The following is a 26,275-nucleotide window of genomic DNA, read 5'->3' on the forward strand; positions in this document are numbered from 1 at the left end:
GTCTGGCTTGCTGCATACACCTTGTGTTTGCTGCTGTGCCGTGTCAGTGGATGCGCATTATAGGGAGCTCAGATTTTTGCGCAACCCCTTTTTTGAAGTTTTTTGCAAAAACATATCTGACGGGGTGTTTTTTCAACGAAACGTATAAAAAAGGGGCTAAACGCCCCCTTTTTTATCGTGTTTATCTGTTTAATGGTGCTATTGAGAAGTTACATTTCCCCGAAGAAACGGGTTTCTTGGGTAGTAATAACTTGTTTTCCATCGATTGTGGCTTCTACAACTATATTAATGTTGGTAATGGTACGTTTTAATTCAACAGGATCGACTGCAACACTAATAGGTAGAGTTAATACTTCACCCCCTTCTAGCGAAATCGAGTCAGGTCCAATCCATTTAGCGTTATTCAAACCATCAACACTTAATTTATATTGGTGTTTTGCTTCTGTCTTATTGAGAATCTTAATAGTGAAGGTGTTTTCAATTTCACCACGATTATTTTCTCTGTATAAAGCATTACGATCTCGAATCACATCCATTCTTACTGGTGCGATAGTTGCGCTAGCATAGATGAATACCAATACCATTACCGTTAGAACTACACCATAACCAACTAACTTAGGTCTGAGTACTTTTTCGTTTATGCCTTCTAATTTGTTTTCGGTGGTGTAGTTAATTAATCCTTTGTCATAGCCCATGCGCTCCATTGTGGTATCACACGCATCAATACAGGCGCCGCAATTAATACACTCGTATTGGAGTCCATTTCGAATATCAATTCCTGTCGGACAAACTTGTACACATAAATCACAGTCTATGCAGTCACCTAGCCCTAATGCTTTTGGGTCAGCTTTACGTGATCTAGGGCCACGGGTTTCACCACGTTTTGTGTCATAACCTACTATATAAGTATTTTTATCAAACATTGCCGCTTGGAATCGCGCGTAAGGACACATATGAATGCACATAATTTCACGCATCCAACCTGCATTACCATATGTTGCTATAGTGAAGAAGATTACCCAAAAATATATGCTGCCATCTGCATTAAGGGTAAAGACGTCTATATAAACCTCTCTAGTAGGGACAAAGTAAGACACAAATGTCATAGCCGTTAATAATGACACTAGTATCCAAGCACCATGTTTAGCTGTTTTTCGCCATACTTTATTAAAGCTCCACGGCATTTGGTCTAACTTGATACGTTTATTACGTGCCCCTTCTAGTTTTTCTTCAAACCAGATGAAGATAAATGTCCAAACAGTTTGCGGACAAGTGTAGCCGCACCAGACTCGCCCTAAATATGTAGTAACGAAAAAAAGTCCAAAAGCAGCTATCATAAATAGTGCAGCTAATAGGGTAAGATCTTGCGGCCATATGGTTAAACCAAAGACATGAAATTTTTGCTCGGCTAAATTGAACCAGACGGCTTGCCTGTCTCCCCATGGAATCCATGGCAGAATAAGAAAGAAGAGCATGGCAACCCATCCCATTCGACGACGTAGTGAACTCCATAGTCCATCAACGGCGCGAACATATATTCGATTGCGTGGGTTAAAGCGGTCAGCTTTGCTAACATCGGGCTGGTGAATCTTAATGCGATTTTGTTTGGAAAAATCCTTTGATTTTGACTCTATTGTCATTTTACAGCCTTACTACATTAACATTACAAAGAAACTGGAATAGTATATCCCTTTTCTAACATTAAATTGGATCAAAAAATGAGAGGTTGGATAGGTTTAGCCATAATTGCTGGCACTATTTTTTATTTTGCCACCGAAACAGACAAGTTAGATGAACCTATAGAGTATATAGAAAACATCTTTAAAAAAGCAGATAAAAAAGTCACCTCAATGACAGGAACGAAGATTCAACGAGTAGATACCTCGATTCCAAAATTAAAAGAATCGATATATGAGCGATTATCTACTGTTGAGATCCGTGAATTAGATGGGGTCTTTATTGATCAAGAAGCCATTGCCGACTTTAAAGAACAATATTGTACTGGTTCTCGCAGTACCCACCCTGTTTTTAGTCGAGAAAATTTACAATTTATCTGTGACAAGATTTAGTTAACGATTTTATCCTCGCTAGATTGACCTGCCAATAAATACAACCTAGCCTTTGGGTAATTGATTGAAAAAGGCTAGGAAATGATGACAACCCCTGTTTCTGATATTTTTGACCCCACTCGTTGGGATGAAGTAAGCGGCTTTAACTTTGACGATATCACCTATCACAGAGCTAAAGACCAAGGCACGGTAAGAATTGCGATTAATCGCCCTGACTGCCTTAACTCTTTCCGTCCTAAAACGGTAGATGAACTTTATACCGCGTTGGATCATGCACGCCAATGGTCAGATGTTGGCTGTGTATTATTGACGGGTAACGGACCCTCTGCAAAAGGGCAATATTCATTTTGCGCTGGCGGAGATCAACGTATTCGAGGCAAAGATGGCTATAAATATGAAGGAGAAGGTGAACACCAACCCGATGTAGCCAAAATGGGGCGATTACATATATTAGAAGTACAAAGACTGATCCGCTTTATGCCTAAAGTGGTCATTGCCGTTGTTCCAGGCTGGGCTGTTGGTGGCGGTCATAGCTTACATGTTGTATGTGATTTAACGTTAGCCTCAAAAGAACACGCTATATTCAAACAAACCGACCCAGATGTCGGCAGTTTTGATTCAGGTTATGGCAGTGCTTATTTAGCGAAAATGATTGGCCAAAAACGTGCTCGAGAAATTTTCTTTTTAGGCTTTAACTATAGTGCTGAAGAAGCGTTTGATATGGGAATGGTGAACCGTGCCATTCCTCATGCAGAACTTGAAACCGAAGCGTTGAATTGGGCTAAGGAAATTAACAGCAAGTCACCCACTGCAATGCGTATGCTTAAATACGGCTTTAATTTACCTGATGATGGTTTAGTGGGTCAGCAGCTATTTGCCGGTGAAGCGACTCGTTTAGCTTATGGCACCGATGAAGCTCAGGAAGGACGTGATGCCTTTTTAGAAAAACGCGACCAAGATTTTTCTAAGTTCCCTTGGCATTATTAATCATCATTACAGCATTCTATACTCATTATTCAACCTGCCTATCTATTCGATAGGCATTTTTTATTCCTAGCGCTCCTTTAATTAAACGAACTTGTCGATAACCTTAATCGGACAATACCTGTTTACAACACAAATGATAACGATTATCATTTTCAAAAATTAAACATTAGGAATATTATCATGAAAAAAACTGCCTCTTTTGCCATCTTACACTTTAGTGTTGCTTTCACTATTACTTACTTATTAACAGGCTCTTTGGTTATTGGTGGTGCGGTCGCACTAGTTGAGCCAATGGTTAACACGGTAGTTTTTTACTTCCATGAAAAAGTCTGGAAGCGTATTGAAGCTAAGAACCTAGCCGCTAATGCCGTGGTACAAGCTTAGCGTTAAAGTCCTTTGTCATAAAACTTTCACAAAACTATTTTGTTATCAATTTGAAACAAAAGTTAGCTTACAACGACAACCCCCTGCTTAATTAAAGCTTAACTCATCATTAATAATCAATATCTTAGGCCGACACGTTTAACACTCATCCCCTTAAAGCGCTGAACTTGTACAAATAAGCTATTTAAGAATCGACTGCTCAATAATATTTTCACTCCACCTGCAGCCACACCCGCATAACAAAAGCCAAACTTGCTAATAACACCTACCGCTGCACCAGCAAATGTCACCCCAAAACCACTGTAACTTTACTGTCATATTCATCGGTTTTAATGCAGCGGCTCCAAACGAGGCAAGTACATTGCTAACGCTTATTGCAGTCAAGGTTGCATTGATAAAACACTATTGAAAGTAGGAAAAAAGATGAAAAAGGTCATTGGCTTATTAACCGCAGTTGGCTTATTAACTGCGCCATTAGCAAACGCTGAAACCGTTACAGTTTCAGGCTCAACCTCGGTTGCACACGTTATGGAAGTTTTAGCTGAAAACTACCAAAACAAAGCACAAAAGAGTGTTGAAGTCCAAAGCACAGGATCTTCAGCGGGAATTCGCGCCGCCAAAGAGGGTACCAGCATGCTAGGGATGTCATCTCGTAATATTAAAGACAACGAACTAAACAGCGAAATAAAGGAAGTGGTTATTGCTCGTGACGGTATTGCCGCTGCCGTTAATAAAGCCAATCCTGTAAAAGATTTAACTCAACAACAAATTTCTAAAATATACCGTGGTGAAATCACTAATTGGAGTGAAGTGAGTGGCGAAGCTCGTCCAATCGTTGTGGTAACTCGTGAGAATGGTTCAGGTACTCGTGGTGCATTTGAAGAAATCATGGATTTACAACGTACTGTAAATGGCCACAAAGTCACAGCAATTACTCCAACAGCTCAAGTGGGTAATGGTAACGGTATGATTAAAACCATTGTTGCTAACAACCCCTATGCAATTGGATATATTTCACTGGGTTCTGTAGATGACTCACTACAAGCATTAAGTGTTAACGGTGTTGCAGCCAGTGATGAAAACATCGCAGCTGGAGATTATCACATTGCTCGCCCATTCATTTTATTAGTGAATAACAAGCCTCACCCAAGTGCGCAATCATTTGTTGATTTCATTATGTCTAACGATGGCCAAAGCATCATTGCTGAACAAGGTTATATTCGCGTTCAGTAATTAATACTCAAGCTTAAACGAGGAGCTTAAGCTCCTCTTTGTTATTCCCACAATTAATCATCTGCAACACCCTGAGGTTAAATGATGAACACGATAACGAAGGCCCAGATTAAAGGGCTACAACTAGAACCTAACAAAGCAATAGATATGAAAGAGATATTCTTTCACCTGCTTTTTTTATCTAGTGCCATGGTGGGTGTTTTATCAGTCTGTACCATTGGATGGTTTGTATTTAACGAAGGACTACCTGCCATTAGTGAAGCAGGTGTTGTTGAATTTATAACAGGTAAAGAATGGCTGCCTCCGGCCTTATACGGCATTTTACCGATGATCGTTGCCTCAATTATTTCGACCACTGGCGCAGTGATTATTGGGGTTCCCATTGCTATTTTAACCGCGGTATTTTTAGCTGAAATTGCCCCTAAGTGGCTTGCGGATATTGTCCGCCCTGCTGTAGAGCTTTTAGCAGGCATTCCTTCTGTAGTTTATGGCTTTTTTGGACTCGTTATTATTGTCCCTGCCATTGAAACGCTTTTTAACATTCCTGCTGGTAACACAATTTTAGCGGGAATCATTGTATTGGCCATTATGATTTTGCCAACGGTTATCACCATTTCTGAAACCTCCATTAGAGCGTTACCGCCTATTTATAAAGAAGGAGCATTAGCGCTTGGTGCATCGCACATTTATAGCGTATGCAAAGTGTTAATTCCTGCGGCCAAAAGCGGAATTTTAACCGCTGTGGCATTAGGTGTAGCACGAGCAATAGGTGAAACCATGGCCATTATTATGGTGATGGGAAACGCGCCAGCCATGCCAGGTTCTCTATTAGAACCCGCCAGAACCCTTACCGCTAATATTGCAATGGAAATGTCTTATGCAACAGGCGTTCATGCCAGTGCACTTTATGCTACAGGTATTGTATTGCTTGCGTTTATCGTGCTGCTAAACGGCTCATTGTTATATTTAAATAGAAAAAGAGCTTACTAATATGTCTCAGTATATCGATCCTAAAACCTCACTTGCTAGACAGCGCAAAGACAAACTGCTTTATAAAGCCGTTTGGGGCGCAGCCGCGATTACCATTTTGTTCTTATTGTGGGTGGTTTGGCACATCTTATCTAACGGCCTAAGCCATGTGAGCTGGGAGTTCATTACCGGAGCCTATACCCGTATTGGTGAAGCTTCTGGTATTTGGGCAATGATTGTTTCTACCATATATATGGTGTTGTTATCACTGGCTTTTGCTGCACCTATCGGCATTATGACCGCTATTTACTTAACTGAATACGCCAAGCTCGGCAGTAAAATGGTACAGGTTATTCGTTTTTGTACCGAATCATTAGCGGGTATTCCTTCAATTGTTTATGGCTTATTTGGGATGACATTTTTTGTCACTACCTTAGGGCTGGGTTTTTCAATTTTATCGGGCGCATTAACCTTAGCCATGCTGATCCTGCCTGTGATTATTCGCACCACAGAAGAAGCGCTTATAGCGGTTTCAATGAGTTACCGTGAAGGTGGCTACGCACTTGGTTGTAGTAAAATTTATACCATTTGGCGCTTAATATTACCTAGCGCACTACCGGGCATTGTGACTTCAATTATTTTAAGTACCGGACGCGTTATTGGTGAGTCAGCACCAGTATTTCTTACCGCCGGTATGGTTACACAAATACCAGAATCTGTACTGGAGTCAGGCAGAACACTCACGGTGCATTTGTATAAATTAACCCAAGAGCTATTTACCCAATATGAGTGGGATCAGGCATACGCCACCGCGACAGTATTGATTGTGTTGATATTATTTTTGAATTTAGCCACTAAGGTTATAGCCACAAAATTAAATAAATCAGCGTAGCTGCTACAAAATGAACCAAGCAGCATAAACAGAATTCAGTTAACACGAATAGTCGTGTTTTAAAGGCTTTAAAATGAATAAATTAGCAGTTAGTAACTTAGATCTTTATTACGGCGAAAATCACGCACTAAAAGATATTTCAATTAATATTCCGTCACGACAAGTCACTGCCTTAATTGGTCCATCGGGTTGTGGTAAATCAACCCTGTTGCGCACGTTGAATAGAATGAATGACTTAGTAGCTGGGGTAAAAATATCGGGCACTGTTGCCTTTGAAGGCGAAGATATTTATGCCGATATCGACGTAAAACAATTAAGAATGCGCGTGGGCATGGTATTTCAAAAGCCCAACCCATTCCCGATGAGTATTTACGAAAACATTGCCTTTGGACTTAAAGCACAAGGCGTAAAAGACAAAGCGGTTCTAGATAAAGTGGTTGAAGACTCGTTAAGAGGCGCTGCACTTTGGGATGAAGTAAAAGACAGACTAAATTCGCCAGCATTTGGTTTATCTGGCGGACAACAGCAACGTTTGTGCATTGCCCGTGCTATTGCTATGGAGCCTGAAGTTATTCTAATGGACGAGCCCACCAGCGCACTTGACCCTATTGCCACCCATAAAATTGAAGAGTTAATGGACGAGTTACGTAAAAAGTTCACCATTGTGATTGTGACCCATTCAATGAACCAAGCTAAGCGAATTTCAGATAGAACCGCCTTTTTCTGGATGGGTGAACTGATTGAGCAAGGTGAAACTCATCAAGTGTTTAACCACCCTCAAGACTCGAGAACACGAGGTTATGTGAGTGGCGAGTTTGGTTAATAACTCAACACCGTTTTACTGTAGTAACACTAAGGCAGCATTAGCTGCCTTAGTTGTTTATAAAAGCCAAATTCAAAGCCGCCTTTGACAGATAAATTGATTTTAATTATTCATTTCACATTTTAAGCCTATAATTCGCTAAAACAATTTATAAAGCTCTTTATAAATTGTGCTAGCCATCAACGACTCAATATTGTTAGCGAACGCATAAAAGTGTGGAGAATAACCATAAATGAAGATGCCTAAGCTCAGCTTAAAGCTTAATACCTTGCCTATAGTATTAGCCTTGTACTACACCTTAGTCGTCAACCTTCCCATGGCTCGCGAAATAGTTAATATTATTCAAAATTTAGATGCGGTAAAAATCGTCTTTGTTATTTCAATACCGCTGTTTTTCATGGCCGCCTTTACCTTTATATTCCACCTTCTTAACTGGCCAAAACTGGCTAAACCGATATTTGTTTTTCTGTTATTAACCTCAAGTTTGGTCAGCTATGCCATGTTCAATTATGGTATATATGTCGACTACGGCATGATAGAAAACACCTTTGAAACCACCTCAGAAGAAGCCTCCAATTACATCAGTGTCTACTCAACAATCTGGCTCATTATGATGGGAGGGTTACCTGCAATATTATTACTATTTACCCGTTTAGAGTTTAGTACTTGGAAGCGTTTTTTAGGGTTAAAAGCGCTATACATGCTGGTATCAATATTAATAATTGCAGCAATAGCAGGGCTATTTTATAAAGACTATGCTTCAATTGGCCGCAACAATAGTCACCTTAAAAAAATGATTATTCCCACGGAATACCTTATATCCACCACTAAATACATTAACAACACTTATATCAAGCAACCTATGCCCTATAGGCAAATAGGTTTAGATGCCAAGCAGGTTTCGCCACACAATGCTAACGGCAAGCCCACTTTATTAGTCTTTGTTTTAGGGGAAACAGCCCGAGTACATAACTATCAGTATTATGGCTATCAACGACAAACCAATGCACATACCGCTCCCTACAAGCCAATATTTTTCGCCAATGTGGAGTCTTGCGGAACCGCAACGGCAGTGTCTGTACCTTGTATGTTTTCCAATATGAACAGGGCTAATTACGACAAAGAAACCGCCTATAACCAAGACAATGTTATCGACATTATGACTCGTGCAGGTATTTATGCGATGTGGCGAGAACATGATGGCGGTGATAAAGGCGCGGCCCATAACATTAAAAAAATGACCTTATTGCCAGATGATGCAGACCACTTATGTAATTCTCAAGAGTGTTACGACACCGCCATGTTAGAAGGCTTTGAACAAGATACCGCTAATCTCAATCAAGACAGCATTTTGTTTTACCATTTATCAGGTTCACACGGGCCGACCTACTTTAAGCGCTATCCAGAAGAGCATAAACAATTTACTCCAGACTGCCCTAAAGCCGACATTGAAAACTGCAGCACTGAGCAAGTGGTCAACAGTTACGACAACACTATTTTATATACCGACTACTTTATTGCTCAGACCATAGAAAAGCTTAAAGCACTGGAAGATAAATATAACGTGGCATTACTGTATATATCTGATCATGGTGAATCATTGGGCGAAAACGGCATTTACCTTCACGGTATGCCTTATTCTATTGCCCCTAAAGAACAAACCCATGTGCCAATGATATTGTGGACATCAACTGAATTTGCTCAGCAAAAACAATTAAACACTAACTGCTTAATAAAAGCGGCAAAAGAAAATAGCTATTCCCATGACAACTTGTTTGACTCATTACTTGGATTGATGGACGTAAAAACAACCGAGTACCGACAGCACCAAGATGTTTTTGCCCAGTGTCGCCAACCATACCCTAATACTATTGAGCGATAATCATTGTTAAACTTGCCCCATAACTGATAATTCAAGTGGCAAGACAACATGGCAAAGCCTAACCCTAAAGGCCCAGTTAGAACCGTTAATATTTATTGTGCTAAGTGTAAAACACCGCTATTTAAGTATCGAAAAGGAGGCAAAGGGGCGCTAGTGAAGTGCTTTAAAGAGCGTATTGTGGAAGATCATACCCACACACCCTGCACTTGCCCCAACTGTGAAGTGGTATTTGCACGCGACACGTTAATAAGAGGTGCGCCTGCATTCAAAATGATTGGCGGTAAAGTCACCATGAAATAACGCATTTATGGTGACTTTATCCAGCTTACTAAACCGAAAATTAACTCGCTTGATATGCTGGGTAATCGGTATAACCTGCTTCACCACCACCGTATAAGGTTAATCTTGCGTCAGCATCAAACTCTGCTAGTGGCCAATTTTGTTTAAATCGTTCAACTAAGTCTGGGTTACTCACATAAGGCGTACCAAAGGCAACTAGGTCTGCATAACCTTTGTTCAATAACGCTTGGGCACTGTGTTGAGTGAGTTTTCCAGCAACCATAATTGGGTTGCTATACACACTTCGCACTTGCTGGCGAAACTCATCGGTAACCGGTTCAAACTCAGAAATATTTTCTGAAAAGTGCACATAAGCTAAGTTCATCGGCATCATTTTGGCTAGCGCCGCTATCATCAGTGGTTTTATTTCGGTGTCGGGAGTTTTATCTCCCTCAAGCACGTGAGGCGACACCCTAACCGCCACCTTTTCACCACCAATGGCATCAGCTACAGCTTGCAGCGTTTCTAACATAAAGCGCATACGGTTTTCGATATTGCCACCGTATTGATCTGTGCGTTGATTACTGGCTTGGCGCATAAAAGTATCAAATAGGTAACCATGAGCACCGTGTATTTCTACCCCGTCAAACCCAGCTTCAATGGCGTTTTTTGCTGCTTGAACAAAATCAGCCTGAGTTTGAGCAATATCTTCTAAACTCATGGCCCTTGGCGCTTCTGTTTCAATCATGCCAAAGCCGCCTTCGGGTAATGGCCCATAGACTTTGTCGGCCACTTTTACAGCTGAGGCCGCAACAGGCTGCTCACCGGCAATAATTGAGTGGCTTCTACGGCCAACATGCCATAGCTGAATAAAAATTTTGCCACCTGCTTTATGCACCGCATCGGTGGTTTTTTTCCAACCATCAATATGGGCTTGAGTATAAATACCAGGAGTTAATGAGTAGCCTCTGGCAACCGCTGAAACAGGCGAGCCTTCTGTAATAATTAACCCTGCTGTTGCGCGCTGGGCATAATATTTAGCCATCATATCGTTAGGCACGTCGCCGGGCTGAGTTGTACGCGAGCGGGTCATGGGTGCCATAACAATACGGTTATTTAATACGGTGTTGTGTTTGCCATGCTCACCTAGGGTAAACGGGCTGAATAAATCTACTTGGTTCATTCATTTATCCTAAAAAATTAATTTGCGGGTAACGTGCTTGAGCAAACGGCTACTTCGCTTGATAAACGGGATAGTCAGTTAAGCCTTTAGCACCACCGCCAAATAGCGTGGTTGCATCATGCTCTGCCAGCGGATAACCGTGTTTTATGCGCTCAGGTAAATCTGGATTCGCCACAAAAGGACGGCCAAAGCCAATCATGTCTGCTAACCCATCGGTAATGGCGTTATCAGCTTTGTCGCCATTGTAGCGACCGGCATAGATCAGCGTGCCTTTATAGGCATCGCGCAGGGCTTGTTTAAATGAGGTTGGCGTATCTGGTGCATCGTCCCAATCAACTTCTGCAATGTGCAAATACACCACCTGATGACGATTCAATAATGCGGCCGCCTCAACATAGGTGTGTTGCGGGTTAGCATCTACTGTGCCATTTAACGTGGTTAAAGGGGCTAAGCGAATCCCAACTCGGTCAGCGCCAATGGCCTCAACTAAAGCGGTAACCACTTCATCTAAAAAGCGTAATCGATTAGTTAAACAGCCACCATATTCATCAGTACGGGCATTAGATTCAGAATCAATAAACTGATTCACCAAATAGCCATTGGCAGCATGCAATTCAATGCCGTCAAAGCCTGCCTCTATAGCATTTAAAGCGGCCTGCTTATATTGCTCAACCACATGGTTAATATCAGCTTTAGTCATTTCACGTGGGGTAACAACATCAACAAAGCCGGGTTCGTCGGTGCCGTTATCAACAAACACTTTCACGTTTTGTGCTTTTAATGCCGATGAAGAAAGGGGTTGTTCGCCACCAATATTGTCAGGGTGAGTCACACGGCCAACATGCCATATTTGAGCAAATATCACTCCACCTTGTTGATGCACCGCGTTGGTAACGGTTTTCCAGCCAGCTATTTGTTCAGCAGAATAAATACCCGGTGTCCACGCATAGCCTTTGCCTTGGGGTGATATTTGCGTCCCCTCTGACACAATAAGCCCCGCACTGGCGCGTTGAGCATAATAAGTTGCCATTAATGTATTGGCCACATCACCGGGTTGTGAAGCACGTGAGCGGGTCATGGGTGGCATTACAATGCGATTTTTAAGGGTAAGCTTGCCAAGTTTAATGGGAGAAAATAATGCATTTGCCATAATGTGTGTGCCTCTATTTGTTTGATGCACACATCATACAATGACATTGTAAGGTTAATTAACCGCAATAATCACAATTTACTTTTGTCGTTTTTGCAAACATGAATAGATTACAAAGTTAGCCGAGTTTGAATAAAGTCAACAAATGCCGAAATGCGTTTAGATAACACACTGGATTTATAGTACACCGCGCTAATTTGTTCACGGCCGGTATTGGTTAACTTTTCATCTTCAAACAATGGCACCAGCGCGCCACTGACAATATCTTTTTTAACCATAAAGCCTGACAAACAGCCAATGCCATTACCTTGCAGCACCAATTGCCTAATGGTTTCACCACTACTTACAGCTATATGAGGCTGTATGGGCGCAAAGTTAGCCAACGGCCATTCATTTAACACCTTGGGCGCAACAAACCCCACCAGCTGATGTTGTGCTAAATCTGCCACAGTTTGCGGCTTACCGTGCTGCGCTAAATATTGTGCCGAGGCCACAATATACAAGGCGCTTTTGCCTAACGATGTTGCATGTAAGGTGGAGTCGCGTAATTGACCTATTCGAATAGCCACATCAGTGCGTTTTTCAAGTAAGTCGACTATGCCTTCATTTGAACTAAGCTCCAATTCAATATGAGGGTAGGCTTGATTAAATGATTTAACTAATGGCACCAATTGGTGCAATACAAACGGGCTAGCAGCATCAACACGCAAGCGGCCTTTAGGCACATCTTTTTGAAGCAACAAGGCCTCTTCAGCCTGTTTGATAATGTATAAGCCATCTCGTACTGCTTTAATAAATTGTTTGCCCTCTTCCGTCACTTCTATTCTGCGAGTAGTACGATTAAATAAACTCACCCCAAGTTGAGACTCAATTCTACTGACCGAGCGTGACGCTTTAGCTACTTGAATATTTAACGCCTCTGCAGCCGCTGAAAAGCTGCCGCAATCTACCACACTGAGTAAAATATCCAGGTCATCTGACCGAGTAAGCATGTTTGCTCCTTAACTGACAACGGGGGTTATTCACAACATATTGCGCCCTAAACACGTTCAACTCTAGCTTATACCCATTAGATTAATACAGGTTATCAGCTGTCGGGTTTTACATTTCTGTCATAAAAGTATCCTTTTAGTGTCATTAACTTTACGTAGGTTAAGTGCAAATTATCACACCAAACAAGGACCTGACATGGGCAAGCTACTTCCACTTTCACTTATCATATCTTCTATACTACTTACCGGCTGTAACGGCGATGATGGCAATAATGGCACCGATGGTAGTGACGGTTTAAATGCGCTAATTGACATTCAGGCCATTGAACCCGGTCATCAAATGTGTCCATTTGGTGGCAGTATGGTGACAACAGGTTTAGACGCCAACGCGAATGGCGTACTGGATGCTGACGAAGTAGATTCTGCACAAACTCAATATCAATGCCAGCCACAACAAACTGAACTGGCGGTGAACTTGATAGGCCGTTACGAGTCTGGTGTTTTTGGCAAAAGCGCCGCTGAAATTGTTGATTATGCGTCGTTAACTCAATCTGCCTACGTAGTAAATGCTCAAAGCGGTATGGTTGATGTATTAGATTTATCAAGCTTAACCGCGACAGCCACAACCGAGCCAACACGCTTAAATAACCTAACAAAAGTCAGCACTATTGATGTTGCAGCCGATACCGCCATAAGCGGTTTAGGCAGCGTTAACAGTGTTAGTGTTTACGGTGATCTATTGGCTATGGCGGTAGAAAAAGAAGATGAAAATGGCAATAAAACCCAAGGATTAGGTATTGTGGCATTTTATCGCTTATCGGCTACTGCAGCACCGGCATTAATCCACAGTGTGGACGTTGGCGCACTACCCGATAACTTAACATTCAGCCCTGATGGCAACACATTATTAGTGGCTAATGAAGGTGAGCCCAATAGTGCTTACGACGTTGACCCACAAGGTAGCGTGTCGATTATTAACATTACTGACAATATGCCAGCCACCAGCGCAACTTCGGTTGGTTTTACTGAGTTTAATGTTGGCCAAAGTCGAGCAGATGAAATTAGCAGCAAGATTAAAATTAATGGCCCAAATGCTAGCGTTGCACAAGACTTAGAGCCTGAATATATTACTGTTTCAGCCGACAGCAAAACCGCTTTTGTTAGCTTGCAAGAAAACAACGCTATGGCGGTGATTGATATCGAAAATGCGGCGGTAAGCGCTATTTTCCCCCTAGGGATAAAAGACTTTGGCTTAGCTGAAAATGCACTTGATGCCAGCGATAAAGACGACGCTATCAACCTTCAATCCTATGAAGGCGTTTATGGTTTGTATCAGCCAGATTCAATTGCCAGCTATGAGTGGAACAACCGCTCATTTATCGTTAGTGCGAATGAAGGTGATGCTCGAGACTATGATGGCTTTTCTGAAGAAGTTCGTGCAGAAGACTTAACCCTTGATGCTAACCACCCTCAAGTCGCTGCCGCCCAAGACAAAACCCAATTGGGCCGCTTAAAAGTGACCACCTCTATGGGCGACATCGACAATGACGGCGATTATGACCAAATTGTTTCTTATGGCGGGCGTTCATTTTCAATTTGGACTGCCGCAGGCCAACAAGTTTTTGATAGTGGCAACGACTTTGAGAAAATTACTGCCGCCTTACTCGGTGAGCAATTTAATAACCATAATGAAGAAAGCAAAGGTGATAGCCGCAGTGACGATAAAGGCCCAGAGCCAGAAGCGTTAGCTATTGGCACCATTGGTGATGTGACCTATGCCTTTATTGGTTTAGAACGTACTGGTGGCTTTATGATTTACGATATCACCAACCCGTTTAACGTCATCTTTGTGGATTATATTGTTAACCGAGACTTTGATATTGAATTTGAAATTGATGGCGATGATATTTCAGGTCAACCAGAATTAGCCGGTGACTTAGGCCCTGAAGGCATGAAATTTGTTAATGCTGACCAAAGCCCCACTGGCGCACCATTACTGATTATTGGCAATGAAGTCAGTGGCTCTACAAGCGTGTATCAATTAACCTCACTGTAAAATGGACAAGTTAATCAAAAAGGCCAGGGTGTTTCCATGGCCTTTTTTGTTTTCATTACACACCGTTATTGTGCTGGGGTAAAGCGTATTTCATGAATCGACTGGCTTGGCAGTAATGGCGTTTTACGATGATTAATATAATCATTAAAACCACTGCGGTAAAAGTCAGATAACGGATGGCCTGATTGACCACCTGGAATGGTCATAATGGCATTTTTCTCTAGTCCAGGTTGCACAATAAAGCGCTGTGAAGCACCAAAGCTTTTACCTTGCACAGCAGGCATAAAGCTGTCACCAAAACCCGCTCTAACCGGCATATCTAATAATTTAGCCAATATAGGCATAGACTTTGAAAATGGATGCTGAATAGTTAGCGCATTCACTCGCCCCCAAGTCAGATCAGTCAGCTTATTATTGTCACTGTATTTAGCCAGCAGCTTTTGCTTGCTTTGAACATACGCGCCAAGCACTAAGTCGTCCCAGCTTTGATATTGCTCCGGCAACCATGATTGCGGTTGTTGATCGATCATTTGCCATATTGCGGGCTCTAAATAGCGTTTAAGTACTGCCAAGCTTAACCCTTGCTCGGCCAATGTTGTTTCCAGTGGCGCAAAAACAATGTTGATCATCTCAGTTCTAAAGTAACGGGTTAAGGTATACCCCACAGACTCGCTACAGGCACACCCTTGCCATTCTTTTAACTGCTTTAAATCCTTGGCAAAGTCTTGGTCAGCTTGTTGGGTATTGTCTCGTAGAACTTTGGATAAGTATTGATGCCAAGGCAATAAAAATTGTGCTTGGTTATCAAGCTGTAACTCATAAAAATCGTCTTCATCAAACTTATCTTTTGCCATTAATCCTGCGCGAATTTGCACAGCTCTAGCCCCTAAAGCATACCCTCCATCACCTAAAGCTTGATGTTGTTGAGTTGATACTACCCTTGAGTTGGCGGTCCATATACGGTGTGATTCAGGGTTAATCAGGCTAGGAGAAGACGCAGCGCGTTGTTGCCACACATAAGGGTCAACCTCTTGGGCGGTAATTGCGCTATTTTGCGGTGTCGTGCGGTTTAATATTGCCCCTGCTAAAGTCCAGCCAATATCACCGCTTTTATCCGCAAGCACTAAGTTTTGCACCGGCACACCAAAACGACTTGCTTGAGTTACCGCATCTGAGACAGTTTTTATCTGTTCTAACTGCATTAACGACATATCAACAGCATAAGGCTGATGAGCCACCCAGTTTAAGGCATATTTGCCACCCGCAATATCCACCACCGGGCCGTATGTTGATACTTCAAGCGGGTAAATATGCTCACCATCGGGTGTGTTAATAACTTCTTCAACCACTAGGGTTTGCTCATCTGTTAGCCTAACCCAGTCAGCAGTATCAATGTAGGCATTGGTAAAGCCCCATGCCAGATGATTATTACTTCCTACCACAATAGCCGGAGCCCCCGGTAAGCTGACTCCGGTAACTTGAACCTCTTGCTGGGCACTCGTTTGGTAATTTAGCTGCGCACGATACCAAATAATTGGCACCGCAAAAGACAAGTGCATATCATCAGACAACATTCCTTTACCACTTTTGGTCAACGTACCAGACACAGCCCAGTTATTACTGCCAATTTCAGCAATATCTGCAATGTCAGTGATGTTGGCTTGCTGTAAATCTTTGGCCGCTATTTGTGGTATTTCAATAGACTCTAACGGTAACTCACTGCCATCAAGTGCCGCCTGATATGGACTAGGCTGAATAATAAAGTCGACCATGTGCTGACCAAAGTGCTGTTGTAATACGGTTAAGGCTAAGTCTCTGTTGATGGTATTACTTTGTAAGTCGAGATACATACTGTAAATCACCAACAAACTGTCACTGGGATGCCAAGGCGTTGGTGAACTTTGAGTGAGTAAATATTCAAATGAGGCAACAGCTTGTGCCGCCAAAGCATCGTTAACCCCTTGAGCATATTTATCTAATAAGGTTTTATCGGCTGCCGGCAAGGTGTCTAGAATCATCATTGCCCGTTTACGTAGCTGATGAAAACGCCTAGATTTATCGAGCTCAAGGGCTTTTTCACCAAAAATTTCTGCTAACTCACCCGCGGCATTACGGCGCAGTAAATCCATTTGAAAAAATCGGTCTTGGCCATGGGCATAACCCAAACCATAAGCGGCATCGGCACGGCTATTGGCTTGAATAATGGCGGTTCCCAAATTGTCCCGTGCCACAATAAGCGGGTCGGAAATAGAACTAGAGGTTAATGAGTCGCTAAGCTTGGGCAAGCTTGCATTGAAGATAAAGTAAACCGCCAGCACACCTAGTAGGGCTAGCCCTAAAAAGGCGGACACCAATGTGGTTATTATTTTTTTCATGATTGAGTCGTTAGGTAGTGTAGGCAAAAACCAACAGCACTAATTAATTTAAGTTTTCCTCATCATAACGGTTGTTGCTCAGTTGTTAAACCCCAATAATTACTGAGTGTTACAAGATGCGGTATATCTAAACAATACTCGGTTATCACGCTCTATATCTTGCGCCCAAATAAACTCTGCCTCGCTGTTAGCAAACTCAACAATGGGTGAAAGGCATTGATTTTGATTAATTGATTTATCACAGCCGATAGTTGAGCGGTCTACTGGCGAGGTTAACGTGCAGCATCCTTGGGTTGCTGTCCATGTGGGCTTTCTGCCCCAGCCCGCTTGTTTTGCGGTAAAGTGAGTCGCCATTGGCCAATGGCTGTCATCATACTCGGCTTGAGTCCACCCATCTGGCATACCGCGATTTTCAATCACACAAGCCGCGAGGTTATCTGCGCTGCACCCTGCTGCAATACTTTCATCTGTGGGGCCAAAGGTTACAGTATGTACCCGCCATGAATCTGCTGAAGTTTGCGTACCTTTTCCCTTGTTTAATCCATCATTAAACACCGCAATAAGTGCTCCGTCACCAAGCTGCGGTTTGTCTGACTCTATGTACTCGTAACCTGAAGCAGAGGCATAGTCTTCACACTGAATCGCGTAAGTTAAACTAGAAGAGCCATCCCACTCAAAAGCAACCTTAACCGCTTGATGTGGGGTAAAGGCTACAGGGTCTACCGCCACCTTTTCGCCATTTACCCACAAGGTAAACTGGTTATCACAATACACAATACCTTCAACAGTTTGTGGCGTATTTGGACACATATCTGCGTCCGCACTAACAGAATACAAACTGCACAACATCACGCTAGTTAAGCTAATGCACTTAATAACCTTAATATGACTAATCATAATCTTATATCCCGATGTTGATGCGAACAGATAGTGGGGGTGAATACTTAGCTCAACCGTCGTTATTAACGCAATTTATTGATTGATGATTAAATAACATTGAGCATCACATGATGCCTATAGTGCATATTGTGACTCAATCTGTGTAGTCGGCCGCCAGCTAATTTGCCTTTAAACAACCGTCCTTAGGGCTTACTCAACATACCTTTAGCCGCAACAAGAATTTAAAACCTATAAAATCATAAACTTAGGCAAAAAGCTTAAATAACCCACATTAAAATCTTAGTTCAACATTTATGAACAACCAACTCAAATAGCTTAAAAACCATAAGCCTACAGATACAAACTGATTCAAATACTGCCTAGATGTTACGCGAAATTTTGCGATAAATTGGTCTAGCAAGTCCACCAAGCAACGTACAAAACCCGAAGCAAAAAATACAAATAAGGATATTTATGAACGACTGCATTCCCTTTAGGCGCAGCGCTAACAAGCTTTTAGGTATTACCATTCTCAGTTTATCTTCTTTAGCCACCGCACAAGACATTAGCGATGAAAGTGCTCAGTCACTTGAGTTTACGCTTATTACTGGCGATAAAGTCAGTGCGATGGCAACCCCAGAGCGCGGACTTTATGGCGCAAGGTTATTGAACTCAGATGGTGAGGAGGTCATCACCAGCCTTGAGCAACTTGGAGATGATATTTACCTCATTCCACCAGAGGCAACAACCTACGTAGAGCAAGGCTTACTTGACCGAGAACTGTTTAACCTAACCAAGTTGTATCGTTCAGGTTTTGACGATGACAATACCGAAGACTTTCCGGTGATTGTTGAATACCGAGAAGGAAGCCTGCCGCAACAAAACGCCCACTTGAAGATTCCCGGTGCCACATTAACGGCAAGGTTTGACATTATTGATAGTATTGCCATGAGAGTAGATAAAGATAATCTACAAGATCTGCTGTCTACTATTAATGGCTCAACCTCTATTCAAGGCGTGTGGTTAGACGCTAATATCGAGGCTCACAAACCGCGTAAAAGTCGTAAAAAACAGCATTGGTGGAGCCACTCCATTGCCAAAGATAATAGTTATCCAACAGTGCCGTTAACCGGTGCTTATGGTACTTATGCATCGCCATATAAAGGAATGGGAGTAACTGTAGCGGTATTAGATACCGGCTATGACACCGATCACCCTGACTTAGCTGGACAAGTTATTGGCAGTAAATCATTTGTTTATCCTTATACTGATGTTGATGACATCAATGGCCACGGCACCCATACCGCTTCAACTGTAGCTGGAAACGGTGTGGAGTCAGCGGGCAAATATGCGGGCATGGCACCTCACGCCAAACTGTTAATAGCTAAAGTGTTAAGCGATAACGGCAGTGGCTCAATGTCTGGGATCATGCAGGCAATGGAATGGGCTGTTGAAAGTGGCGCCGATATTGTCAATATGTCACTTGGCGGCAGCGCCACCAGCTGTGATGGCCCAACAGTAGATTTAGTCGAAAAACTAAGTGACCAAGCGTTGTTTGTGATTTCTGCTGGTAACAACTTTACCCGTGAAACCATTGGTGTTCCGGGCTGTGCTCCAAGCGCATTAACGGTTGCAGCCGTTGATAGAAGCAACCAAACAGCAAACTTTTCTAGCCGTGGCCCTAGCCCTGACGGGCATAGCCTAAAGCCCGATATAGCCTCGCAAGGAGTTAATGTTATTGCCGCAGCTTCTGGCGGTAAAGGTGAACAAGCTTATCGTTCATTATCAGGTACATCTATGTCAGCACCCCATGTTGCTGGTGGCGCGGCAATTTTACTTGAAGCAAGACCTCAACTCACTCCGCGCCAACTAAAACAAGTGTTAACGTCTTCTGTTAGTGCAACTCAGGCAGACGTACTTGAACAAGGCGCAGGCATAATGGATGTTAATGCCGCGATTAAACAGTCATTAATCGCTAACCCTGGACAAGAGCTTGGCTTGTTCACTTATGGTGAAACCGCCGAACCGGTTAAAAGCTTTGTAGCGGTAGAAAACCTTAGCGACCAAGATATTAATATTAAGTTAGCATTAGACTTTACTGGAGAGGATGGCGAAAGCGAGATCCCCCACAATGCAATTTGGTTAGAAGATTCTAAGGTCACCATTGCGGCCAACAGTGTTGCTCAAATTCCAGTATGGGTCGACCCAAGTGTTGAATTAGATAATAGCGCTTACGGCACCATTGGCGGACGTCTTGTTGGTAAGTCAGTGGGCAAACACAAAGCCAATTTCACTGTGCCTTTGTCATATTGGGTAAACCCGCCATTAGTTAACTTAACGGTTAACTTATTTGACCGTTATGGCAAACCCGCTACCTCGCCGTCTAAGTTTTATATTATGAGTGGCGAAGATGGTTGGGGTGGCAGTGTAAGCCTGCAAAATGGTAGCCGAACCCTCACCTTACCTAAAGGTGAATACTCACTTATCTCTTATATTATGACTTACGATCATCAAGGTGATTACGGCGGATTAGTTCGCTCAATGGCAATGATGGCGGAGCTAGATACCGAGATAACCCAAAACACCGTGTTAGACTTTAATGCGTCTGAAGCCCAACTTGTTGAATTTAAAGCCAACGAACCATTAATGTCACAAGGTTACAGTGCGGGATTCACATATGGCTTAAATGATGACTTTTTGCTTAAAGCTGGCACAGTTGAAATTGCGCCAGACTATGTGACAGAAGTGTATGCATTATCAAATGGTTATGATGAGCGGTTTGATAGTTTCATCACCACTAGAGCGCTTGCTCCTAAAACAACGCTTACCACGAGTAATGGCACCGTCTTAGACTATACGTTGCAGTCGGTTTCAAAGAACTTTCATGGTGAAGGCAGTGCAGAAGTGATTGTTATTCAAGACCAAGGTTATCAAACCCCATGGGATGAATATGACATGGCTGGTAAAGTGGTTATTCTTGAGTTCCCTTATTACTTCTCATCAACCAGCATTAAAGCCATTGCTGCCCGTGGAGCGATTGGCGTAATTGGTGCTAGACCTAGTGCTGATGGCCGTTTTAAATCAAACACCTACAGTATTGATTCCATTCCAACAGTGGGTGTAGACAGCAACACTGCAGCCACCTTACTGGCTGAAGCTGCTGAAGGTAATTTAACCCTACATTGGTCAGGTACTGCACCTGAACGCTCTCCTTATGCTTACAACTTAAGGAACATCAGTAAAGGCAGTATTGAAACGGGTACGCTTGAATTTTACCCACCTGATGTTGATGGTGGTAAAGAGCACCAAAAGGTTAAAGATAAACACCCGAGCAAGTCAGCAAACAATAACGCACGAGCTCTAGCTCAACGTACTGCTCACTATTATTCTCAAGGTGACAGCCGCCCAGTATGGACAGATATGCATGCACATGTTGCAGGATTAAACTCGTTTTACGCGGGTGGTACACCTTTGGCCTTAATCGCCCCGTTAACCCGTACAGAATACTATTCTGCAGGCAGAGACGGTGCTTGGACAGATATTGTCATGCCTCGCTTTGTTGCTTATACCTCTGGCGCATTATTTGAAGGGGCGCGAACCTATAGCGAAGGTTTTAAAGACGATGTAACTTGGTTTAAAGCCAATAAAGGCGCGTCATTAATCTCAAATGGTTCAGCCATTGGGTATCGTGATACTAACTTGTTAGAAGTTAGCTTACCTCACTTTGGTGATGGCTTTGGTCATGATGGTATTGTTGGCCGAGACGGCTCAGCCTACAGCAAAACCTATATTAATGGTGAAGTAGCGATTGCCAAAGCAGGATTTTATGAGCTGCCAGACGAAACGGCGCGAGTAACCTTGCAGCGCACCTACCAATTACGCCAATTTGGCTCTAGCTCAACCAGCAATGAGTTGCTAGGAACACAGTATATTGGTCACTATAGTTGGAATACTGACAGCCAGCTGCAAGGTGCACAGCCAATATTAATCCCTAGCATAGATTTGCCGGTCACCATGGAAAATACCATGACGGCGAACAAAGCGGTTGAAGCCCCTATATTTGCTGCTTTAGATTTCGACAACATGGCTGAATTGTCACATGTTGCGGTTCGTTATGCGGTGGGTGATGAGTGTATTGTTGAAGGCTATGTTTATAAATGTACCACAATGGCTGAAACGCAAAACACTTGGCAAGACGCTACCGTTAGCCAACGTAATGGACAATGGTACGCGACATTACCAAACACTGGTGTTGCAGGTGACTTTGTTCATTTACAAATTCAAGTTCAAGATGCACAAGGTGGTGAAACTGAAGTCACCACTATTCGAGCTTACTTACTCGACTAAAACTAAGACTAAGGCTAAGTTTTACCTGTAAACAAAAACGGCTTTCATAATGAAAGCCGTTTTTATGTTTACTTATTTATTCATTGGTTAATGAACAATAAGACTATTTCGCTTGGCAGTTAAACTCGCCACTGTAATCGAAATTAAACTGATACAGTGTGAAACCAGATGTACCCGCTTTGTCACCTAATTCATTATTAGTCGACAGACCCGTAATTTCATTTGACGCACAACGCGAAGCTTCTTCTAAAGTTGCAGAGGCAAATTCAACACTGTTGGTGTTTGGCGCTATTAACTCAAACACTTTGGCATTAGGAAATACCAGTTTAGTATCGCCATCTTGCTCAGCTAAACGGTCAGCTAAGTAGAATTGTACTAAGTCACGGTTAACAAATGCCGCTTCTTCTTTAACAATTTCAGCTTTATCAACACCTGGCATATCTTTGTTTGATGCACGGTAATTATTGGTAATGACATAAATTTCAGCGTCATCAGCAATTTCTTCACCATCAAACGTTAGCTCAACTAATTGCTCGTTTTCAGTTTCAACATAATTGCTGCCATTAATGTTTGTGAATTTTGATTCTTTTTCCACATTAATGGTATAGCGTAAACGGCCTTCTCCTTCAGCATTAAAACCACCGAAGAACGCATCAAAGTTATAACCTGGGAAAGTTTCAACTAAGAAAGTTTCGCCTTCTGCTAATGGTAGGCTGTTATAAGCATTTGAGTTAACCCACTCAATCCAACGCTTCATGTCAGCACCGGTCATCTTTAATACTGCTGGAGTGTTGTTATCAAACACGTAAATATCAGCAATAGAAGCGTTAGTTAATTCACCTTCTTGAATGTTGGTGTAATCCGCAGGGCCGTTACGACCAGACTTAAACGGAGCAGAAACCGATAAGAACAAGGCGTTGTCAGATGCGTCTTCAAACTCACCTTCTTGCTGCCACTTTAATAACTGGTGTAATTGCGCTTCGTTAACCACTTGAATGGATAAATCTGGTACCACTTGTGGGAAGAAGCTGTTCATGTTGACGTCAATTTCAGCAATGGTTTCAGCCATGTAATCAACCGTACCATTGTGCTCATCAACCACTAAGTCTTCTACTACTGCATCAGATTGACCTTCAAATAAGCTACGTAACTCAGTGGTAGACTCTGTGTGGTCTGCAACCCAAGTTTCACCGCCATCAGTTGATTTAAGCTTTAGGTCAATAACACCTAATTTAGCACCCCAGAACCCTGGCATTACAGCAGGAATACCATTAATGGTGCCCGCTGCAGGGTCAACACCTTCAATTTCACCATATTCATTAGTGCTATTTGGGAATTCACGGTGATCATGACCAAACATAATCGCGTCGACATCGTCTACGTAACCTAAATGTAATGCTGCATTTTCAGCAAACTCGTCATTATTGTCATTTAAGCCTGTATGAGGAATCGCTACGATGACATCTGCACCTTCAGCTTTCATAATAGGCACATAGTGCTCAGCCGTTTTCTTAATGTCAGAAACCACAACATTACACACTAGGTGTGAAGCATCCCAACCCATAATTTGTGGCGGGGTAAAGCCAATAACGCCCACTTTAACCGTGTAAGACTTACCGTCTTCTGCGGTAAATTCACGGTCTAAAATCACATATGGGTCATACATATGTTCAGCTTTATCGTAAAAGTCTTCAGTAATGCGAACTTCACACTCTTCAGCATCGTTGCTGACTTTTTCAAGCGAGTCGTCTGCTTTCCATACGTTGGCACTAACATAAGGGAAGTTTGAACCTTTTAATGACTCATTTAAATAATCTAAGCCATAGTTAAACTCATGGTTACCTAAGTTAGCTGCATCGTACTCAAGGTGGTTCATGGCTTTATAAACTGGGTGTTTTTCTTCTTTTAAATGGTCAACCCCAAGTGCCGCCATATAGTCGCCCATTGGACTACCTTGAATTAAGTCACCGTTATCAAACAACATGCTGTTGGCGACTTCTTTACGGGTATCTTGAATCACTAAAGAGGTACGCGCTAAGCCCCACTCAGGTAGATTAGTTTCATTTTCTTGAGCTGATACAAAGTAGTTATATGGCATGACATTGGTGTGAATGTCAGTGGTTTCCATCAAACGTAATTGCATGCTGAGGGTATTGTTTTCAGGCTTGTCGTCTGATGAACTATTACAACCACTTAATACCATGGCAATACTGCTTGCCAATAAAAGCTTTGTTGCGTTTAACTTCATATTTACTCCGAAGAAATAATTTATTGTTCGAGCCAAGCCAAGTCGCTTATCAACTCAACTTAAAGCACAAAAAAATAAGAAAAAGGGCACTAATCCCTCTTTAGATTCGGGCGTAAACTAAATAAAACATTGGGGCAAGTAAAGGCTGAATAGTGTTGTTTAACAAAAGCTTAATACGAATTATCTTTTATTAAAAACAAACAGTTTTTAATATGGGAGAATCATTTTTTTAGCTGTAATTTTCTTTCAAAACAACAATTTGTTTGGCTTTACGGCAATAAAAACAGCCAACATAAAACTTTGTTAATGTCACGTAAGGAATCATGCACTTAACTCAGAACAAATTAGCCTGTGATATTTTTCGAATTCTGAAACCAATAAGTTAATGCTAGAGTAAACGAGGTATATTATTGAGTTTTATTACAAAATGATGAAGTTTAAGTGATAAGTAGGCGATGTTTTAATAAAAAAATTTTCCAATAAATATTTTAAACCCAACAAGCAAACACTCATCGCATTTAACTTAAAACACACGCGCCCGCAACATTGCCACCACCAGCAAACAACATTTGTTGGGGTTTGATGACTTGGCTACTATTTGTTTTATTTGCTATTCGTTTTCCCGGCTCATGTTTAAGCGAAATTCAATGTGAACTTATTGAGCAATATTCGCAAATAATAATCTGTGGTGGCTATTGTTGCTTTCCCCTTTGTAGATCTATTAACTCATTAGTTAAAAAGTGTTTCTACCGTTTTCATGGGTAGAAACATGCGAACGCGTCCATTATGTTCACACAATACTTCAAAGCCAAATTTTGTATAGAATGCCTGTACTGAGTCAGTAACACAGTCTACAACAACAGCATATGCCCTCATATGGTGATTAACCAGCCAAAGGTACTTCAGTGCACGAATTAAACTGACTTTCCCTAAACCTGAGCCGTGAAATTCTTTATGCACAGCTAATTGAGCTAACAAAAACACTGGAATGGGGTATCGAGGAAGTTTGTTTGCTAGTTGCGCAGGTAAGGTTTCTCGACAGATTGAGCTAGGGGCAACGCTGTAAAATGCACATATTGCAAACTTCTTATTAAGCAATGGCTGAGCACTAGGAAGAACCATAGTTCGACTAATACCAGCTTCCATATGCTTTGCGGCTTGAGTTTTGATAAATGTATTTAGCGCTTGCTCACCACAGTCAAATGAGTTGCGGTCGTGATATGATTTACTTAGTTGTACGAACTCTTTGCCCCAACTCACTTAATACCGCTCTTATCTGTGAATTTTACAGCTTCCAGCAAAGCTTGGTTTGGCGCTTTAGCTTTGTCACAAGCAGCCATAAATGTATCAAAAACATTATCTTGAACCACGATACTTGCGTGCTCTTCAATTACTTGTGTTGCATCTTCGTCCATAAGCCTAACGACATATTCAGTTAAACTTTTCATACCAAGTAATGCCGACGCCTTTTCAGCTTTCGCTTTTACCTCTTCATCAAGACGGATATCTAAACGTGCTGTTGTCATA

At 42.1% G+C, this 26,275-nt stretch carries 21 protein-coding genes; 11 read left to right on the forward strand and 10 right to left on the reverse strand.

Going from position 1 to position 26,275, the window contains the following annotated elements:
- Positions 1–209: 209 nt before the first annotated feature.
- A complete protein-coding gene (gene ccoG, locus L2672_RS13985; RefSeq protein WP_248996460.1) occupies positions 210–1,640 on the reverse strand; it encodes a cytochrome c oxidase accessory protein CcoG in 1,431 nt (476 codons plus the stop codon).
- Positions 1,641–1,718: 78 nt separating this feature from the next.
- On the opposite strand from ccoG, the gene L2672_RS13990 reads away from it, so the two are divergent.
- The 3 genes from L2672_RS13990 to L2672_RS14000 all read left to right on the forward strand — a co-directional run bounded on the left by L2672_RS13990 (position 1,719) and on the right by L2672_RS14000 (position 3,440).
- On the forward strand, positions 1,719–2,069 hold the full coding sequence (locus L2672_RS13990) for a hypothetical protein (RefSeq protein ID WP_248996461.1): 351 nt from the start codon (positions 1,719–1,721) through the stop codon (positions 2,067–2,069).
- Between the two features lie 84 nt (positions 2,070–2,153).
- Positions 2,154–3,056: a 1,4-dihydroxy-2-naphthoyl-CoA synthase gene (locus tag L2672_RS13995; RefSeq protein WP_248996551.1), complete on the forward strand. Its 903-nt coding sequence runs from the start codon at positions 2,154–2,156 to the stop codon at positions 3,054–3,056.
- Between the two features lie 180 nt (positions 3,057–3,236).
- Positions 3,237–3,440, forward strand: coding sequence for a DUF2061 domain-containing protein (locus tag L2672_RS14000; protein WP_248996462.1), 204 nt, complete (start codon positions 3,237–3,239; stop codon positions 3,438–3,440).
- Positions 3,441–3,556: 116 nt separating this feature from the next.
- Here L2672_RS14000 and L2672_RS14005 read toward each other — a convergent pair whose 3' ends face one another.
- Complete coding sequence (locus L2672_RS14005; protein ID WP_248996463.1) at positions 3,557–3,730, reverse strand: hypothetical protein; 174 nt, start codon at positions 3,728–3,730, stop codon at positions 3,557–3,559.
- Between the two features lie 133 nt (positions 3,731–3,863).
- Between L2672_RS14005 and L2672_RS14010 the strand changes: the two genes are divergently transcribed.
- From L2672_RS14010 to L2672_RS14035, 6 genes are all read left to right on the forward strand, one after another.
- On the forward strand, positions 3,864–4,673 hold the full coding sequence (locus L2672_RS14010) for a phosphate ABC transporter substrate-binding protein (RefSeq protein ID WP_248996464.1): 810 nt from the start codon (positions 3,864–3,866) through the stop codon (positions 4,671–4,673).
- Positions 4,674–4,757: 84 nt separating this feature from the next.
- Complete coding sequence (pstC, locus tag L2672_RS14015) at positions 4,758–5,663, forward strand: phosphate ABC transporter permease subunit PstC (RefSeq protein WP_248996465.1); 906 nt, start codon at positions 4,758–4,760, stop codon at positions 5,661–5,663.
- A gap of 1 nt (position 5,664) precedes the next feature.
- Entirely contained in the window at positions 5,665–6,534 is an 870-nt protein-coding gene (gene pstA / locus L2672_RS14020) for a phosphate ABC transporter permease PstA (RefSeq protein WP_248996466.1), read from the forward strand.
- Between the two features lie 73 nt (positions 6,535–6,607).
- Entirely contained in the window at positions 6,608–7,357 is a 750-nt protein-coding gene (gene pstB, locus L2672_RS14025; RefSeq protein WP_248996467.1) for a phosphate ABC transporter ATP-binding protein PstB, read from the forward strand.
- A gap of 232 nt (positions 7,358–7,589) precedes the next feature.
- Positions 7,590–9,239: a phosphoethanolamine transferase gene (locus tag L2672_RS14030; RefSeq protein ID WP_248996468.1), complete on the forward strand. Its 1,650-nt coding sequence runs from the start codon at positions 7,590–7,592 to the stop codon at positions 9,237–9,239.
- A gap of 48 nt (positions 9,240–9,287) precedes the next feature.
- On the forward strand, positions 9,288–9,539 hold the full coding sequence (locus L2672_RS14035) for a hypothetical protein (RefSeq protein ID WP_248996469.1): 252 nt from the start codon (positions 9,288–9,290) through the stop codon (positions 9,537–9,539).
- Positions 9,540–9,579: 40 nt separating this feature from the next.
- Here the strand turns inward: L2672_RS14035 and L2672_RS14040 are convergent, their stop codons facing one another.
- The 3 genes from L2672_RS14040 to L2672_RS14050 all read right to left on the reverse strand — a co-directional run bounded on the left by L2672_RS14040 (position 9,580) and on the right by L2672_RS14050 (position 12,843).
- Positions 9,580–10,701 carry an alkene reductase gene (locus L2672_RS14040; protein ID WP_248996470.1) on the reverse strand — a complete coding sequence of 374 codons (1,122 nt, stop codon included), beginning with the start codon at positions 10,699–10,701 and terminating at the stop codon, positions 9,580–9,582.
- 49 nt (positions 10,702–10,750) lie between these two features.
- On the reverse strand, positions 10,751–11,851 hold the full coding sequence (locus L2672_RS14045; protein WP_248996471.1) for an alkene reductase: 1,101 nt from the start codon (positions 11,849–11,851) through the stop codon (positions 10,751–10,753).
- Positions 11,852–11,961: 110 nt separating this feature from the next.
- The gene (locus tag L2672_RS14050) at positions 11,962–12,843 is read right to left on the reverse strand and encodes a LysR family transcriptional regulator (protein WP_248996472.1); all 882 of its coding nucleotides are present in this window, start codon (positions 12,841–12,843) and stop codon (positions 11,962–11,964) included.
- 196 nt (positions 12,844–13,039) lie between these two features.
- On the opposite strand from L2672_RS14050, the gene L2672_RS14055 reads away from it, so the two are divergent.
- Complete coding sequence (locus L2672_RS14055) at positions 13,040–14,899, forward strand: choice-of-anchor I family protein (protein ID WP_248996473.1); 1,860 nt, start codon at positions 13,040–13,042, stop codon at positions 14,897–14,899.
- A gap of 65 nt (positions 14,900–14,964) precedes the next feature.
- Here the strand turns inward: L2672_RS14055 and L2672_RS14060 are convergent, their stop codons facing one another.
- Together L2672_RS14060 and L2672_RS14065 are read right to left on the reverse strand one after the other, a co-directional pair.
- Entirely contained in the window at positions 14,965–17,274 is a 2,310-nt protein-coding gene (locus L2672_RS14060; protein WP_248996474.1) for a penicillin acylase family protein, read from the reverse strand.
- 99 nt (positions 17,275–17,373) lie between these two features.
- Positions 17,374–18,171 carry a hypothetical protein gene (locus tag L2672_RS14065; protein ID WP_248996475.1) on the reverse strand — a complete coding sequence of 266 codons (798 nt, stop codon included), beginning with the start codon at positions 18,169–18,171 and terminating at the stop codon, positions 17,374–17,376.
- Positions 18,172–18,627: 456 nt separating this feature from the next.
- On the opposite strand from L2672_RS14065, the gene L2672_RS14070 reads away from it, so the two are divergent.
- A complete protein-coding gene (locus L2672_RS14070; RefSeq protein WP_248996476.1) occupies positions 18,628–22,500 on the forward strand; it encodes a S8 family serine peptidase in 3,873 nt (1,290 codons plus the stop codon).
- A 103-nt stretch (positions 22,501–22,603) separates the two neighbouring features.
- On the opposite strand, the gene L2672_RS14075 is transcribed toward L2672_RS14070, so the two are convergent.
- The 3 genes from L2672_RS14075 to L2672_RS14085 all read right to left on the reverse strand — a co-directional run bounded on the left by L2672_RS14075 (position 22,604) and on the right by L2672_RS14085 (position 26,274).
- Complete coding sequence (locus L2672_RS14075) at positions 22,604–24,748, reverse strand: bifunctional 2',3'-cyclic-nucleotide 2'-phosphodiesterase/3'-nucleotidase (protein ID WP_248996477.1); 2,145 nt, start codon at positions 24,746–24,748, stop codon at positions 22,604–22,606.
- A gap of 729 nt (positions 24,749–25,477) precedes the next feature.
- A complete protein-coding gene (locus tag L2672_RS14080) occupies positions 25,478–26,008 on the reverse strand; it encodes a GNAT family N-acetyltransferase (protein ID WP_248996478.1) in 531 nt (176 codons plus the stop codon).
- Complete coding sequence (locus tag L2672_RS14085) at positions 26,005–26,274, reverse strand: type II toxin-antitoxin system TacA family antitoxin (RefSeq protein ID WP_248996479.1); 270 nt, start codon at positions 26,272–26,274, stop codon at positions 26,005–26,007. The genes L2672_RS14080 and L2672_RS14085 overlap by 4 nt, the downstream gene beginning before the upstream one ends.
- Between the last annotated feature and the right edge of the window lies 1 nt (position 26,275).

The sequence above is a fragment of the Shewanella gaetbuli genome (assembly GCF_023284065.1).
Taxonomy (GTDB): Bacteria; Pseudomonadota; Gammaproteobacteria; order Enterobacterales; family Shewanellaceae; genus Shewanella; species Shewanella gaetbuli.

What these genes read in the sequence shown, in the direction of transcription:
- L2672_RS14050 (WP_248996472.1), bottom strand. Translation starts at nt 12,843, where the DNA reads ATGCTTACTCGGTCAGATGACCTGGATATTTTACTCAGTGTGGTAGAT.
- L2672_RS13990 (WP_248996461.1), top strand. Translation starts at nt 1,719, where the DNA reads ATGAGAGGTTGGATAGGTTTAGCCATAATTGCTGGCACTATTTTTTAT.
- L2672_RS14000 (WP_248996462.1), top strand. Translation starts at nt 3,237, where the DNA reads ATGAAAAAAACTGCCTCTTTTGCCATCTTACACTTTAGTGTTGCTTTC.
- L2672_RS14035 (WP_248996469.1), top strand. Translation starts at nt 9,288, where the DNA reads ATGGCAAAGCCTAACCCTAAAGGCCCAGTTAGAACCGTTAATATTTAT.
- L2672_RS14055 (WP_248996473.1), top strand. Translation starts at nt 13,040, where the DNA reads ATGGGCAAGCTACTTCCACTTTCACTTATCATATCTTCTATACTACTT.
- L2672_RS14010 (WP_248996464.1), top strand. Translation starts at nt 3,864, where the DNA reads ATGAAAAAGGTCATTGGCTTATTAACCGCAGTTGGCTTATTAACTGCG.
- L2672_RS14040 (WP_248996470.1), bottom strand. Translation starts at nt 10,701, where the DNA reads ATGAACCAAGTAGATTTATTCAGCCCGTTTACCCTAGGTGAGCATGGC.
- L2672_RS14030 (WP_248996468.1), top strand. Translation starts at nt 7,590, where the DNA reads ATGAAGATGCCTAAGCTCAGCTTAAAGCTTAATACCTTGCCTATAGTA.
- L2672_RS14085 (WP_248996479.1), bottom strand. Translation starts at nt 26,274, where the DNA reads ATGACAACAGCACGTTTAGATATCCGTCTTGATGAAGAGGTAAAAGCG.
- L2672_RS14065 (WP_248996475.1), bottom strand. Translation starts at nt 18,171, where the DNA reads ATGATTAGTCATATTAAGGTTATTAAGTGCATTAGCTTAACTAGCGTG.
- L2672_RS14060 (WP_248996474.1), bottom strand. Translation starts at nt 17,274, where the DNA reads ATGAAAAAAATAATAACCACATTGGTGTCCGCCTTTTTAGGGCTAGCC.
- ccoG (WP_248996460.1), bottom strand. Translation starts at nt 1,640, where the DNA reads ATGACAATAGAGTCAAAATCAAAGGATTTTTCCAAACAAAATCGCATT.
- L2672_RS14045 (WP_248996471.1), bottom strand. Translation starts at nt 11,851, where the DNA reads ATGGCAAATGCATTATTTTCTCCCATTAAACTTGGCAAGCTTACCCTT.
- pstC (WP_248996465.1), top strand. Translation starts at nt 4,758, where the DNA reads ATGAACACGATAACGAAGGCCCAGATTAAAGGGCTACAACTAGAACCT.
- pstB (WP_248996467.1), top strand. Translation starts at nt 6,608, where the DNA reads ATGAATAAATTAGCAGTTAGTAACTTAGATCTTTATTACGGCGAAAAT.
- pstA (WP_248996466.1), top strand. Translation starts at nt 5,665, where the DNA reads ATGTCTCAGTATATCGATCCTAAAACCTCACTTGCTAGACAGCGCAAA.
- L2672_RS14070 (WP_248996476.1), top strand. Translation starts at nt 18,628, where the DNA reads ATGAACGACTGCATTCCCTTTAGGCGCAGCGCTAACAAGCTTTTAGGT.
- L2672_RS13995 (WP_248996551.1), top strand. Translation starts at nt 2,154, where the DNA reads ATGACAACCCCTGTTTCTGATATTTTTGACCCCACTCGTTGGGATGAA.
- L2672_RS14075 (WP_248996477.1), bottom strand. Translation starts at nt 24,748, where the DNA reads ATGAAGTTAAACGCAACAAAGCTTTTATTGGCAAGCAGTATTGCCATG.